Origin of the sequence: Pseudoalteromonas sp. MEBiC 03485 (assembly GCF_004195145.1) — a bacterium.
GTDB classification, from domain to species: Bacteria; Pseudomonadota; Gammaproteobacteria; order Enterobacterales; family Alteromonadaceae; genus Pseudoalteromonas; species Pseudoalteromonas apostichopi.
Window position 1 is genome coordinate 2,875,698 of record NZ_SGBT01000001.1, and the last position, 15,211, is coordinate 2,890,908.

A 15,211-nucleotide genomic window follows, 5' to 3' on the forward strand; every position below is an offset into this window, starting at 1 on the left:
TATCTTCATATTAAAGTTGAGTCAAATTAACTCTCTTCCTGCTCCATAAAACGCTGTAGCTGGTCTTTAAGGTTAGGTGGAATACCTTTGATCACAAGTGTATCCGTAGCCTCGTTGTACATTACGCGCTCACCTAAGTGTTTACGTTCAAAGCTCACGCTGACACCACCGCCCATGCCTGAGAACTTCACCATACTAGTGACTGTTTTCTTATCAACAGGGAAAGACTCTTCTAAGTCGTAACTTTGCTCTTGGCAAAAGCTGTCAAATGGACTGTCTTCATTTTTCGATAAGGTTGCAGAAAGTTCTTTAACGTTGGCATCTTCACCTGTTGTCACGCAATCATTACAGTAATCAAATACTTGCTTGCGTAGCTCGTCTTTCTCTGACTTATCGTATTGTTGCTCAGATAAGTAATCTTCTACAGCATTTAACATGACTTGGCTTTGCTGTTTAGGATCAATGCCCTCTTCGCAGCCTAAAAAGTCTAAAAAGAAGTCAGCAACTTTACGACCCGCACGACCTTTAATAAACGACACATAGCGGTTATCTTCTGGTTGTGTATCCCACGCAGTTAAATCTACACGTGCAGCTAGTTGCATACGCGAAATATCTAAGTGGCGTGATGATGCTAGATCAAGCTCAGAAGTAATTGAATAATGCTCTTTAATATTGATCATCGCAATTAACAAGAAGTCACTTGCCACATATTGATAATGGCAAAAAACTAAATAACCCGTTTCGTTAAAAGCGTACTTATTTAACTCTTCTTTAAGCACATTCGTTGCTTGCTCTGTCATGTGCCAAAAGCCTAGTTCATTGTTACGGTAACTTTGCATTGCTGAAGCAACAATGCTGTTTTTCTCGCCGCTGAATGCACAGTAGCCTTTACCTGGCTTACCATTATATGCATGGTGTAGCTGCTCAATAAAAACGGCTACTTTATCGTTAACAACCATCTCATCATTGCGTAAATGAATATCTGTATCGTCATCTTTTTTGTCTACATAATGAACGACTAATTTTTTAACATCTATTGTCATCTTTGTTTTTCACGCCTCTGGTGTTAAAATACGGGAATATAACTCTTTTTATCGAACCAACTGATGCCTATCATATCAAAATATTCTAATGAGCAAGTAGAACAAATCGTTGATCAGCTGATTGATGTACTAACAGAGCACAAAGCGCCTGTTGATTTAAGCCTTATGTGTTTAGGAAATTCTATCACGCATATTTTAAAAGAGCATGTACCATCAGAGAAAAGACAAGCTGTTGCCGACAACTTTGCCAAAGCATTAGCACAGTCGGTTAAATAAGATTTATGAATTTATCGCAACAAAGTCAGTTTTCTTCAAAAGTAAGTCAGCTTTTAAGTTGGGGCCATTGGTTCACTTTTGCCAACATAGGTTTAGTGCTATTTATTAGCTTAAGCTACTTAGTCGCAGACAGTGCACCAACCACTTTTATAGGCTATGTTTACATGCTCGTGACTTGGTTAAGTCACACGAGCTTTATTACTTTTATTGCCTTTGTTTTAACGATATTTCCATTAAGCTTAGTGTTTCCATACCCTCGGCATATTAGAGGGATGGCAGCAATTATCGCAACACTTGGGGCATCATTCTTAACGCTTGATGCCTATGTGTATTTCAACTTGGGTTATCACCTCAATACTTCTGCCCTACCAGAGATAGTTTCTTTATTGTGGCACCGTTTAACAAGCTCACCCGCATTAACAACGATTCTTGCAGGCGGTATTGTTCTGCTAATTTTAGCGTTTCAATTATTAGTCAGTAACTATACTTGGCACCATTTGGCGCGTTTAAAGCAATATAAATTCCCGCGCTATGCAACCAGCACTATCTTAGTGTGCTTTGCATTAAGCCACAGTATTCATATTTGGGCTGACGCTAACTTAAAATTTGATATTACTAAGCAAGATAATGTATTGCCATTGTCATACCCAACAACAGCAAAAAGCTTATTAGCAAAAAATGATTTACTTGATATCGAAAGCTATAAAGAAGCTCACGATGTTAGGCTAGACCCACATAATATTAATTACTTAGCACCGGCCCCACTTGCCGAGTGTAAGGCTGAGTCGAGTGCTACTATCGATATTTTAGTATTTGAAAACAATACTGAACTTGAGAAATATGTTGCCACTGAGCCGGCACTGCGTAAAACCGATTTGTTCTTACAGCCTGTTGAAGCCGAAGATACTTTATTTAGTTTAGTGTATGGCCTGCCAGCATTTTACAAAGCACCTATTCTAGACAAGCAGCAACTACCTGTGTGGCTTACTGATAATCGCTCAATTCAAATTAATGGTTTTGAACAATTCGAATTTATTAATAACGACGATCAAAACCCTGCGGTACGTTTAGTACGTGCAGATGCTGCAACACAAACTCGCGAATCTGCCAATGCCGTATTTGCTTTTAGCCTTGCTAAAGAAAGCAATGGCATTGTCACAGCCTCACGTCTATACAGCTCAGATAAAAAAGTTGTACAAACCGATGGGCTTATTCAACCAAGCGATATTATCGCCACCAGCGTTGGTCACTATCTTGGCTGCAAAACATTAGCTAAACAAACCATGTTAGGTAGTAACCTATATAAACGTCATGATGACACTGGCGTAAACTACTCGCAAAATGTATTTATCGCATTTAAAAAAGACCGAATCACCCTGATTGATTCTGATGGTAATTTTAAAAATATTTCAGCAGCACAAGGCTTTGCAATTGAACAAGGATTAGATATTCCATTCTTAGTGCAAAGTATTAAAAAACTGAAGCGATATACGCCTTAGAACTTATTGATAAATCAATAATATGAACTAGCTTTAGATATTAGACACCTTATTTGATTAGGAAACACGGATGTCATGAAAGCCATAATCATTTACCTTATATCAATAGCCCTACTGTGTTTTTCATACAACTCAATGGCTGCCACCACTGAATACTATAAATGTGTTACAGACAGAGGCACAATATTTAGTGAATTTCCCTGCGGTAGCCGCGCAATAAAACATAAGATCCAAGTAACCGACCCAGACTTACAAGCTCCGAAAAACTTTGTTAAAGAGCTTAATGAGCTCGAACGCCAGCAAATTATCAGGAATATTGAGGCTGAAATTCGCAGTTATAAGTACCGTTTAGATATTTTAAGCCGCAACCGAGATAGAGCTCAGTATCAACAAGAACAACGCCTAAATCGTATTTTGTCTGATAAAGAAGCTAAGCAGATTAGTAAAGACATCAAAAAGCAACTGAAAGCAATTAACAAGCAATATGGGCGTGACGTGAAAAGTGTTAATAAAAAACTCGCAAAACTTGAGAAAAAACTAGCTCGCTATAATTAAATACACTTTACTATTGGGTTTAAAGAATAAATAACATATTCTTAACACCGATAGAGTTATTGCTCTATGTTGGTATAAGACCAACTCGCTTAATTAAGTGAACTATTTTGATGCAATAAAACCTTGTTGATAACAAGGCAAAAATGTCGTTATTTAGTTGTTCTAAATTAGAGATTTTTAACGCAGTTAGCGACAACTTTAATCCTTCAAAATGATTAAGTATTATTGCGGGTTAGTATGATTGTTAGAAGGAGTTTATATGCAGCCACAACACATTGCAGAGTTAATTTTATCTGGGTTTCGCAATCACTATAAACTCTTTCAAGCGATCACTGCCAAAGCGCCACTCGCGTTTGCAAACCGCGATTGGCAAAAAATAAATGAGATAAGCAAACTCAGAATTAGCCATTACGATGATCGGGTTAACGAAACCATTGCTAAGCTCAAATCGCTTAATGAACAGCAAATTATTACCTTAAACCAAACCTGCTGGCTTGAAACTAAACAACTCTATCAACAATTTTTGCGCTTTCACCCTCAAGCAGAACTCGCCGAAACCTTTTACAACTCGGTGTTTTGCCGCTTATTTCATCGCCGTTATTTTAATAATGACTTTATCTTTGTTAAAGCAACTTTAGCGGATGCTCCAGCATTACCGATGGAAGTAGAGTACCGAAGTTACCACCCTGTTGTTGATGGCCTAAGACCCACGATACGCAAAATTATTAACCAGTTTGATTTTAAAGCGCCCTTTGTCGATTTAGAACGCGATATCCGCTTGCTGGTAAAGGCCTTTTATAAGCAAGCACCCGACACACATCACCAAGCATGGCAAATGCGCTTTGATATACTGCAAGCCCCGTTTTACCGAAACAAAGCTGCTTATATTGTTGGCCGTGTGGTATCAGAAAGTGGCGTACAGCCATTTATTATTGCGGTGTTGCATCATGAAGACAAAGGTCTATACCTCGATGCCCTACTTACCAAATCATCGCAAATGCGGGTTATTTTTGGTTTTGCGCGTGCTTATTTTATGGTTGAAACCCATGCGCCATCTGCGTTAGTACGCTTTTTAAATCAGCTTATGCCGAACAAAACTCTGGCAGAGCTTTACAATGCAATAGGTTTTCATAAACAAGGTAAGACCGAGTTTTACCGAGAGTTTTTAAGTCATTTAGAGCATTCAAACGATCAGCTTGTTATTGCCCCTGGTACACCCGGGATGGTGATGATGGTATTTACCCTGCCTTCGTTTGGTTATGTATTTAAAGTCATTAAAGACACCTTTGGTGAAAGCAAGCCCTTTGGCCGCGATACCGTACTAAAACGCTACCAATTAGTAAAAAGCCATGACCGTGTTGGCCGCATGGCCGACACCATAGAGTATTCGAACGTCGTATTTCCACTGGCTCGATTTGATAGTAAATTACTTGAAGAGTTACATAAAACCATTGGTTCTTCGATGATAATTGAAGGCGAATGGTTAATCATCAAGCATTTGTATATTGAAAGACGGATGACACCGTTAAACCTGTATCTTGAAAATGCCAGTGAACAACAAGCGTTTGAAGCAATAGAAGAATATGGTCAAGCTTTAAAAGAAATGATCGCCGTAAATATTTTCCCAGGCGACATGCTGTTGAAAAACTTTGGGGTGAGTAAACATAATCGCATTATTTTTTACGACTATGATGAAGTTCAGTACCTAACAGACATGAACTTTCGCGCCTTACCAAAAGCAAAGTCGTACGATGATTACTTAACCAATGAGCAAAGCTACTCTGTGGCACCACAAGATGTGTTTCCAGAGCAATTATGTACCTTTGTGACAGCAAACCCAGTGTATAAGCAATATTTATTAAGTACACACCCTGAGCTTGAAGATCCAGCCTATTGGCGACAGGCACAATACAATTATAAGCAAGGTGTAGTTAGCCACATTTATCCATACCCTGCTGCACAACGATTTATCCATTATTGGTAAACACCAAGGACACACAATGAATATAAGTAAAATAGATTTAAACTTACTTGTTTACCTAGATACCTTACTAAGAGAGTGTAATGTAACTAAAGCTGCTAATCAGCTGAGCATTACCCAACCTGCCATGAGTAATGGCCTAAAAAGACTCCGTAATTTATTTAACGACCCTATTTTAGTGCGTACCAGTGAAGGGATGGTACCAACTGAGCGTGCAAAAGAATTACAGCCGGTGATCCGCGGCATTTTAATGACTCTTGAAGAAACACTTGCACCAAACCGCGAATTTGAAGCATCACAAAGTAAGCGTGTATTTCGTATCATGGCCAGTGACTATGCAGCAAGTACCCTTGCCCCACGCTTATTGAGCAAATTACACGAAGAAGCGCCCGATACCACACTCGATATTTTGACTCCAAGTGATGTAACCTTCCACGATGTTGAAAACGGTAAAGTGGATATGGCTATCAACCGTTTCGAAAACTTACCGCAATCGTTTCACTATAAACAAATTTGGAAAGACAGCTTTTGTTGCTTAGTAAAAGCAGATAACCCAATTATCAAAGACTTCAGCCTAGACAGCTATTTAAAAGCCCGTCATATCTGGGTAAGTAAAACAGGCTTTGGTGTAGGTGTTGGGATGGACCCTAAAGATGTGCAAAAGCTAGGTTGGGTAGATGAAGCGCTCGCTCACTTTGGTAAACACCGAAATATTGCCACCTTTACTCGTAACTACCACGTTGCCATTCACTTAGCGAAAGAACAAAACTTAGTAGCAACTTTACCATCTAAAGCGGCAAATATTTATTTAGACGATCCGGGCCTTACAATTCTAGAGCCGCCATTCCCTATTCCACCATTTGAGCTAGATATGATTTGGAGCCCGCTGCTACACCGCGATGCAAGCCATATTTGGTTACGCCAAAAAGTTGCAGAAGTAGCCGACGAGCTTAAGTAAGATTTTACCACTGAATTTGTAATTATTGCTGATAAGCAACGTGTTAGCTTAGCTTATCAGTAATCCCCCCTCCTATAAAAAAACTACAACCACTTGAAATACAATAACTTTATATTTAAGTGATGAACTGGAATATGCTTTGCAAGTATCTAATTACATTGTTTTTAATATTCAAAAAGAGGTCATTATGAATACTCATCAAGGACAAGACGTTCATCATATTGCAGATATCATTCAAGTTATGAATAGCGGTATCGATTTTTATGAAAAAGCACAGGAAAAAGTAACCGACCCAAGCATTATTGCCTTATTTCAACGCATGATAGATGCGCGTAAAGTAAGTGTTGAGCGCTTACAACCTTATGCCATTAACGAAAATGGCGAGCGTGAAAATGGCTCTGACTTTGCTGTAGAAGCACGTAAAGCCTATACATCTTTAATAACTAAACTTGGTGCAGACAAAAACGCCACGTACGTTAGCGAACTTGAAGAAGTTGAAGATAAAACACTAGCTGAAATCAAACACGCGCTTAAAAAACCACAACCACATGACTGTGAAGCAGCATTATCAAAAACCCTGCTGACAATTCAAAGTTGTCATGCTGAAATGAGTAAAATGAAAAAGCATTAAATTGTGAGAGTGCAAAGCCCAGTTAAGCTGGGCTTTTATCTGTTTAGATATAGATAAGCGGTGTGTATCTCACCTGAGAGTTTAGCTGATAGGTTTAAACATCTATTGAGAGACAGCAACAGCTTAATTCACCATCCGAAGTGCGAGCTTTTCCTAAGTTCCGCTAAGTTCCCAGACTGTGTGAAAACTCTGATCACCTTTTGGTCTAAGTATGTTCTGCTTATGATCTATTAATCTATACATTTAGTTCACTTAATATACTGATATTTATATAATTAGACTATTGATTCAGTTGAGGGTTGAGGCAGTATGTCAAAGTTTATAAGCGGTGAAAGTCGTGACCAATCAACGTTATTTCCAGAATCGTTGGAAGACTACGTCAGTGAAGATAATACGGTCAGAGTGATTGATGTTTTCATTGAGGAACTAAATCTAGCTGAATTGGAGTTTAAAGGGTTAACTTTAAAGTCCACAGGCCGCCCTAAGTATCATCCAGCCACATTATTAAAACTGTATCTTTATGGTTACCTCAACCGTATTCAATCATCCCGCCGATTAGAAACCGAATGCCAACGCAATATTGAACTGATGTGGCTACTTGGTAAGTTGGCACCCGACTTTAAAACGATTGCTGATTTTAGAAAAGACAACGGAGATGGTATAAAAAATGTGTGCAAAACGTTTGTTGAAGTCTGCCGTCGTCTGAATATGTTTGAGAAACCAGTTGTTGCCATCGATGGTAGTAAGTTTAAAGCTAGCAACAACAAAGGCAATAATTTTACGCCAAGCAAAGTTAAATTCCACATCGACCGAGTCGAAAAGAATATTGAACGTTACCTTGAATTACTTGATGAAGCCGATAAAGAGCAAGCTAACGTCACAAAAATTAAAGCCACAAAAGATAGGCTAGCTGACTTTCGCAGCCAGTTAAAAAAACTACACGAGATTAAAGAACAAGTTGAAGCTCATCCTGACAAGCAAATATCCACTACTGATCCTGATTCACGTTTAATGAAAACTCAAGGTTTTACAAGAGTTGTGAGTTATAACGTGCAAAGTGCGGTTGATACCAAGCACCACCTTATAGTGGCGCATGAGGTGACCAACGTGCCAGATAGAGGCCAGCTTGCGTCAATGACAAAACTCGCACAAAAAGCATTGCGCAAGGAAGATATAAGGGTATTAGCAGATAAAGGTTACTTCAGTCAGCCCGATATAAAAGATACTATCGATTTGGGTGCAGAGCCAATCATGCCCAAGACGGATACATCGTCCTCTGAAAAGAAAGGGATATTTAACCGCTCACTCTTCAAATACGATGCAAATAAAGATATTTACTTATGCCCCGCTGGTAATGAACTTCAAAATCGAATGCAGGTATTTGAGCAAGGTAAATACCTTGATGTTTACTTCAATCACATTGCTTGTCGAGATTGTAAAATAAGAAGTCAGTGCACTAACTCTAAAAAAGACCCTAGGCGAATAAGGCGGTGGGTGCATGAGATTCTGACAGAAGAAATGCTTCAAAAGCTAAAGAATGAACCTGAATTGATGCTTCATCGCAAGCAAACTGTTGAGCACCCCTTTGGCACAATTAAACTCTGGATGGGAGCTACCCACTTACTAACACGAGGTTTAAAAAGCGTGGGGACAGAAATAAGTCTTCATGTCCTAGCTTACAACTTCAGAAGAATGATAACAATTATGGGAGTTAACGGCCTAAGTAAAGCAATTAGAGTAGCGTTGCCATAGCAGTTTCGCTCGCGCGGAGAAAATTGCGATACTGAGAAAAAATCGATCGCAACCATCTTAAATGGTTTCAAACTAAGAACATACCCAAGACAATTTATTAAAAATTAGTTTTCACACAGTCTGTTCCAATTTCTGACCATCAAGCTTGACTCGTTAATGCCCCAAAATAATTCAGAGCAATAGATCTTGTTTACTTCGATCCTCCTAATTCTCCCAATCAAAAGTCATCCGAAGTAATTTGGGTAGCAGCATTTTCTGACATTATAAGGCATCATGCAATCTAACTTATGTTTCTATGAGAGTGTCGAGTTAATGTTTAACAATAAAAAGCTGATTTTATTTTTCATATTTATTCTGCTAATTGACTTCAATGTTGCTGCTAATAGCACGTTAGAAAGTCTTCAGCTCACCCAAATACTAAAGGATGATTATGACGGTGTTGATGGTTTAGGTAATCCTAGAAGTGTAAAAATTCTTTTGAATAATTCTAAGGTTTTTGTGTCTAGCGGAGATGATAATGCTTTTGCCATTTTCAATATCGACAATAATTTTAACCTAGCTTTCAGTCAAATATTTAAAAATTCTTCTGCCAACATAAATGGACTAGAAGGAGCTTCAGGTGTTACCTATTTGGACCAAGGTGATCAGGTAGTTGTCACAGGCTTTTATGATGGAGCTTTAACCCAATTTTCTAAAAATAAAAACAGTTATCAATTTAATAAAACTATTAGTGACGGTCTTCATTATGAACGAGTATTTAAGAGTGATGTGTCCGTTGGTAAATTAGATACCCTTGGTCTGCTTGGCGCTTGGGATGTAATTAAGACACACAACGAAAAGCAACTCTTAGTTGCAAGCTATATGAGCAATGCTGTCGCGATTTTTGATATTACATCCGATGGTCAGATTCTTTTTAATAGAGCAATAAAAGACGCGAGACCACTTGAAAATAGCCTAGGAAAACCAGTCAGTTTAGCCTTGTCTTCATTGAGTAATGAATTATATGTGCTTGGTTTTGATAACCATCAATTAACTATCTTTGATCGAAAAGATGGAGGGGAGTTATTGGTAAAACAAGTAATAAAAAATGGCGTCGCTGGCGTGGAGCAATTTGTTAATCCTCAAAAGATCGTCGTTTCACCTGAAGGAAAGTTTTTATATGTAGCTTGTTCAGGTAGCAACGCGATTGTTGTTTTTCAAAAGAAAGAAACAGGACAATATGCTTTTGTGCAGGCAGTAAATAATTCTGACATTGGTGGTTCAGGCCTAGAAGGCGCCAGTAGTTTAGCAATATTGGCTGACGGCTCGAAAATTTATGCTGCTGGAGAGGCGGGACACGGCTTGTATTTGTTTAGTGCGGGCGTTGATGGGCGACTTAGCTTTAAGAGTAAACTGTTAAGTGTTCATGATAACGAATTAATGAAAATATCATCGATTACTCTTACTAGTGATAATCAACATCTGTTGGTGGCTACTGGTAAAGGTAATTCATTATTTGTCTTTAAAATAAAAAAACTATAGGCATCACGGAACAAGAACAGTTGGTTAGGTTTCGCTTAAGTGTGCGTTACAGGGCGTCAGCTCTTATAAGGTAAGAACTGTTGATGCTTAGGTAACCGAACGACTCTTGCTGGTATAGAACCGCCCACGACTCTAACTCATAACTGTCCAAAAACGAGTTTACCCGACAGTCTGCTATTGACTCATACACACCTGTCAGGTTTATTAATTCCTTTTAATCAAACCTGACACATACACTTAAGACTTATTGACCCGTCAAACGCTTTGCAAATGAAATCGCATAAGCTGTTGAGCGTAATTTAAGTACTTTGTCATCACTTGGCATAAAGCCTTTAGACAAAAGATTTGGGTCATAATTAGTGAGGTCACAACCTGATTCACCTGTGGATTCTATGGTGAGCTTTCCTAAATTAACTGTTTTGCGATCAGCGGGCCAACGAACTGAAGGGTCAGTTAACGCATCACCGGGCTCGGCTAGTTCAGCTTGAAAACGATAATGAACCTTGCCTTTCGCTAAATCCTCTTCAAGTCGCTTAGCCAGAAATGATTTTGGTAAGGTTTTAATTTGCTCTTCTGTTAGCACCTGTTCTGGCTCTTCTGGCACCATAGTCCATCTAAAGGCATGCTTAGCGCCCTTTTCATCAACCATGTAAAAGGTATGCACACCAAAATACCGCGAAGACACATACGACGCTGGCGGGTTATGGCTTTGTAGCCAATTAAACTGCCCTAACGTACTCGGGTTTTGCTCTCTGTATGCTTTTACTTTTGCAAAATCGATTTTCCCTGTTTTCTCGTCAGGTAATAAGGTACTTAGCAAACCAAAAAATGCTTCTGGTCTGTTACCAGCAAACACTGGCGTAGTTAGCCCTGCAATATTGTGTACATCACCATTTTCTAGTACAAACTGCACCCCCATTCCTCGCGGCGAGCGTGATGTTTCATCAGCATGAGGGTTACCCCCGCCCATAGAAAAACGAATATTCGCTTTTGACGGTGCGTTAAATAAAGGGCTGATTGAATACTGTTTTGCTGCTTGATTAGGTGTAAATGTGCCAACAGCGCACACACCTTTGGCGTGACCTTTCCTAATTCCAGGCTGCTTACCTGAAAGCTTCTCAAATAAATTAATAAAATCTTGCCCATTTACTGGTTGCTCAGCAAAACTTGCTGTTGGTAAAACAAGGCACATGGCACAAACTAAAGACTTAATTTTTAGCATTTATCCATCCTTTAAACTTAGTTCCAACACAGATGACCTGACTAACTTCATAATGATTTCATCAAAGTTAATAAATATTTTTACCAACAAAAACGCTACAAACATTTAATAAACTTAGAATATTTATTTAACTACAGTATTTTTAAAAGCTGCTAACTTTAAATTTAGGATCCTAAAAACTGCTGTGGCGCCCAGCATTTTAAAAATAATCCGTGTTCTTAACACGACTATGGCTAGTCCACTTAATAATAAATTTTGTGGCTTGGTCAAAAACAACAAGGACCTAATTATGGTGAAACAACATAAAAAAAACACTGCAAACGCTGATGTAGATATGACTCCTATGCTCGATATTGTGTTTATCTTGCTAATATTTTTTATCGTAACAACCTCGTTTGTTAAAGAGCGCGCTATTGAAGTGAATCGTCCTTTAGCAAAACCAAGCCTTGATAATCCCAAAAAACAAGCGCAATTTACTATCACTGAAAACGACAGTATTTATTTTGCAAACCGGCTTATCACACCAGAGCAAATAATCGCTAACCTTGCCTTATTTGCCGCACAGTTTGAAATGACGAATGTACAAGTAACAGCAAGTGAGCAAAGCAGCCACAAAACCTTGGTCACCTTGCTTGATAAAATAAAACAATATCAAGATGTGCCAATCTCTATAAGCACGTCTTTATAACTAAAAAAGGGCCTAACGGCCCTTTGCAAAGTTAAATAATAAAGGAATCTAAAGGGAGTTTAGAACTTGTACTCTGCACCTACGTAGTAGTACGCACCGTTAAAACCAAATGGTGCAGAACGACGTGAATAAGTGAAGACACCCGGACTTGAAACAATGGTGTTGCCAGTTGCATCAACAATCGTACCCGAGCGTGAATTACCAATGGTGTTCTTATCTGGGTAAACATCAAATAAGTTATTTGCACCAATGTTAAATGACAGGTTTTCGTTAAAGAAGTAGTTAACTTTTACATCAGTTAAGATTTCAGCACCGTATGTTTGACGACCACCATCTTCAACTGTGTATTCGCCATAGCGATTTAGAGATAGGTTTACAGTCCAATCTTCTAAACGGTAAAGCGCACTTAAGTTTATGCGGTCTTCTGGTTGCCATTCTTCGATAATTGATGTTTCTTGTGCAGAAAATACATCTTCTACCGGAATAGTCTCAAGACCACTACCTGATGGCGTGAATAAATCAACTACATCTGTTTTAGTGAAGTTAGCAGCAAAGGTGAAATCTAGCGTACCGCCAAGGCCTTCTGTGTTCCATGTGGCAACTAAATCAACACCTTCGGTTTCAGTATCGGCACCATTTAAGAAGAACTGCCCCGCACCTGCGCCTGAACTTACAAGTGCAGCATCAAGCGTATCTGACAAGCCTTTACCTAAACGGTTAGAGATAACGATACGGTCGTCGATATCAATCGAGTAGTAGTCAATGGTTAAATTGATATTGTCGGTTACGTTATACACAATACCTAAACTACGGTTTTGTGACTTCTCTTCTTTTAACTTAGGAATACCAATTGATTGCGCTAAGGTACTGTCGTTTCTGAATGTACCTACTTGCTCAGCAACTAAGCTGCCATCATCGCCTACAACAAACTGTGTACTTACGTTATTAAAGTAAAGTTGTTGCATAGAAGGCGCTCTAAATCCTGTACTTAATGCACCACGTAAAGACACATCTTCAGTCACAGACCAGTTACCCGCTAACTTAAAGTTTACGGTATCACCAAAGCCTTTGTAGTTATCGTAACGTACCGCACCTGAGATAATCACATCATCAATAACATAGGTTTCTGCATCCATATAGAATGAGATCACATCGCGTGACTCATCAACAGATGATGCCGGATCTGAACCACCAAAACCTTGCGTACCACTTGCAGCATCAACACTACCTACCCCACCATTTAAACCTGAGTAGATGCTCATACCATCAACAGTGTCGTAATCACGGTATGCGTATTCGCTACCTTCAAGAATACGGAACTCATCAGTACGAAGCTCTGCACCCAGTGCTAATGAGAAATTATCGTAGTCTTTGGTGTAATCAAGGTTAAGTGTTTGAAGTGATAATTCAAGGCCGTATGCATATGCTGAACGGGGGATAGTGGCACGAATTTCTGCCGCGCTTAAACCTTGGTTATAACGAAGGTAGTTAGCGTATGAGCCATTGATAGTGTCACTTGTTGTGTAATCAATGCTGTTTTCGCCATAGGTGTACGATAAATCAATGCTTGAATCATTATCGAACGACTTTTTAAAGCCAACATTGTAAGACACGTCATCAATAACGGTATTAATTTTCGGTAAGAATCCCATAGGAATGGTTGCATCACCATCTTGTAATACAGGGTTACCATTGGCATTTGCGTTGTGACGGAAAAACGCAGCTGATTCATTTTCACGATTTGAATAGGTGATAAAACCATATAACTCACCACCAGCAAGTTCATAGCCAGTGTTGATAGTTAAAGCAAATTGCTGTGAATCTGCATCACCAATTCTAAACGTATCACGAGGTGCGGTTAATTCACGCGGGTCGCCTGCTAATAGCGTCCCGTCATCAAGTTCAGTACAGCCGTAAAATTGACATGAGCCATGAAGACCTGCACGGTTTGTTGGCGCACGATCACGGTAGTTAATTGTGGTATTTAAATACCCATTATCACCTAGTGCAAAACCTTTATTGAAATCAACATTTACTGTTTCACCATCACCTTCTGAATACTCACCGTAGTTGATGGCCGCTTTACCGCCCTCTTCAGCGTCTTTTAATACGATATTAATAACACCTGCAATGGCATCTGAACCATATTGCGCAGCAGCACCATCACGTAATACTTCAATGCGTTTAATAGAAGCCGCAGGGATAGCATTCATGTCAGTCCCTGCCGTACCACGACCCACAGAGGTATTAATGTGAATAAGGCTTGCTTGGTGGCGGCGCTTGCCATTGATAAGAACTAAGGTTTGATCGGGCCCTAAACCGCGTAATGTTGCAGGGCGAAGTGCATCAGTACCATCACTGATAGACGAGCTTGAAAAGTTAAAAGACGGTGCAATAGCCTGAAGCATACGGCCTACTTCTGTTTGGCCTGTATTCTCTAGTGCTTCGGCACTTAAAATATCAACCGGAACCGGTAAATCTTCAACCGAGCGTCCTGCTACACGGCTACCGACAACGGCAATTTTTTCGATGTTTTTTTCTGCTGATTGATCTTCTGCTAACGCTTGCGTATTGGCGGCAAGCAGTAATGGCACGACTGCAGCGCTGACCCCTGATACTTTGATCATGTTATTATCTATCCTATCTACTTGTTTGAGTTTTATACTCAGCAAGCCTTGATGATCAACAACCGCATCGAGCTCAGTGCCTTCGAGCATCGCATTGAGTGCATCAAGTTTGGTGTAAAAACCAAACACAGATTGCGCTTGATATTGCTTCGCTAGTTCGAAAGAAAAAATGACTGTTTGATCTGTTTGCTTTGCAAATTCGATTAACGCCAAATCAGCTCGTTGCGCTTTGATGTCAAATTGCAGCATTTGTTTTTCAGCCGCTATTGCTACTTGGCCTGTAGTGAGGCCATAAATAACAAAAGAGGCAGGTAACAACCGCAATTGCTTACTGCGCAATTTAAACAAACAAGTGAGGAAGAAAAATCCGCTATGTAAATTTAACTTTTTTTTAATTAATTTTTTGTGACGAGAAGGTGGCGCATAATTAACATCATTATAATTGCGTATTCTCATAG

The 15,211-nt window shown here is 39.3% G+C and carries 12 protein-coding genes; 9 read left to right on the top strand and 3 right to left on the bottom strand.

Annotated elements, in window-relative coordinates; translation table 11 throughout:
- Positions 1-26 precede the first annotated feature (26 nt).
- Positions 27-1,043 (bottom strand): nucleoid-associated protein YejK, encoded by a 1,017-nt coding sequence (gene yejK / locus EVU92_RS13260; protein ID WP_130051623.1) that lies wholly within the window; start codon positions 1,041-1,043, stop codon positions 27-29.
- Between the two features lie 63 nt (positions 1,044-1,106).
- On the opposite strand from yejK, the gene EVU92_RS13265 reads away from it, so the two are divergent.
- The 8 genes from EVU92_RS13265 to EVU92_RS13300 all read left to right on the top strand — a co-directional run bounded on the left by EVU92_RS13265 (position 1,107) and on the right by EVU92_RS13300 (position 10,216).
- Positions 1,107-1,319 (top strand): DUF1414 domain-containing protein, encoded by a 213-nt coding sequence (locus EVU92_RS13265; RefSeq protein ID WP_036967930.1) that lies wholly within the window; start codon positions 1,107-1,109, stop codon positions 1,317-1,319.
- Positions 1,320-1,324: 5 nt separating this feature from the next.
- Positions 1,325-2,818 carry a DUF3413 domain-containing protein gene (locus EVU92_RS13270; RefSeq protein ID WP_130051624.1) on the top strand — a complete coding sequence of 498 codons (1,494 nt, stop codon included), beginning with the start codon at positions 1,325-1,327 and terminating at the stop codon, positions 2,816-2,818.
- Positions 2,819-2,893: 75 nt separating this feature from the next.
- The gene (locus EVU92_RS13275; RefSeq protein ID WP_130051625.1) at positions 2,894-3,373 is read left to right on the top strand and encodes a DUF4124 domain-containing protein; all 480 of its coding nucleotides are present in this window, start codon (positions 2,894-2,896) and stop codon (positions 3,371-3,373) included.
- A 259-nt stretch (positions 3,374-3,632) separates the two neighbouring features.
- Positions 3,633-5,357 (top strand): bifunctional isocitrate dehydrogenase kinase/phosphatase, encoded by a 1,725-nt coding sequence (aceK, locus tag EVU92_RS13280; protein ID WP_130051626.1) that lies wholly within the window; start codon positions 3,633-3,635, stop codon positions 5,355-5,357.
- Between the two features lie 16 nt (positions 5,358-5,373).
- Positions 5,374-6,312 carry a LysR family transcriptional regulator gene (locus tag EVU92_RS13285; protein ID WP_130051627.1) on the top strand — a complete coding sequence of 313 codons (939 nt, stop codon included), beginning with the start codon at positions 5,374-5,376 and terminating at the stop codon, positions 6,310-6,312.
- A 187-nt stretch (positions 6,313-6,499) separates the two neighbouring features.
- Complete coding sequence (locus tag EVU92_RS13290) at positions 6,500-6,943, top strand: PA2169 family four-helix-bundle protein (protein WP_054554697.1); 444 nt, start codon at positions 6,500-6,502, stop codon at positions 6,941-6,943.
- 309 nt (positions 6,944-7,252) lie between these two features.
- Positions 7,253-8,695 carry an IS1182 family transposase gene (locus tag EVU92_RS13295; protein ID WP_004589456.1) on the top strand — a complete coding sequence of 481 codons (1,443 nt, stop codon included), beginning with the start codon at positions 7,253-7,255 and terminating at the stop codon, positions 8,693-8,695.
- Between the two features lie 312 nt (positions 8,696-9,007).
- Positions 9,008-10,216: a beta-propeller fold lactonase family protein gene (locus EVU92_RS13300; RefSeq protein ID WP_168990021.1), complete on the top strand. Its 1,209-nt coding sequence runs from the start codon at positions 9,008-9,010 to the stop codon at positions 10,214-10,216.
- Positions 10,217-10,460: 244 nt separating this feature from the next.
- On the opposite strand, the gene EVU92_RS13305 is transcribed toward EVU92_RS13300, so the two are convergent.
- A complete protein-coding gene (locus tag EVU92_RS13305; protein ID WP_130051629.1) occupies positions 10,461-11,438 on the bottom strand; it encodes a catalase family peroxidase in 978 nt (325 codons plus the stop codon).
- A 289-nt stretch (positions 11,439-11,727) separates the two neighbouring features.
- Between EVU92_RS13305 and EVU92_RS13310 the strand changes: the two genes are divergently transcribed.
- The gene (locus EVU92_RS13310) at positions 11,728-12,126 is read left to right on the top strand and encodes a biopolymer transporter ExbD (protein ID WP_130051630.1); all 399 of its coding nucleotides are present in this window, start codon (positions 11,728-11,730) and stop codon (positions 12,124-12,126) included.
- Positions 12,127-12,185: 59 nt separating this feature from the next.
- On the opposite strand, the gene EVU92_RS13315 is transcribed toward EVU92_RS13310, so the two are convergent.
- Complete coding sequence (locus EVU92_RS13315; protein WP_130051631.1) at positions 12,186-15,209, bottom strand: TonB-dependent receptor; 3,024 nt, start codon at positions 15,207-15,209, stop codon at positions 12,186-12,188.
- Positions 15,210-15,211: the final 2 nt, after the last annotated feature.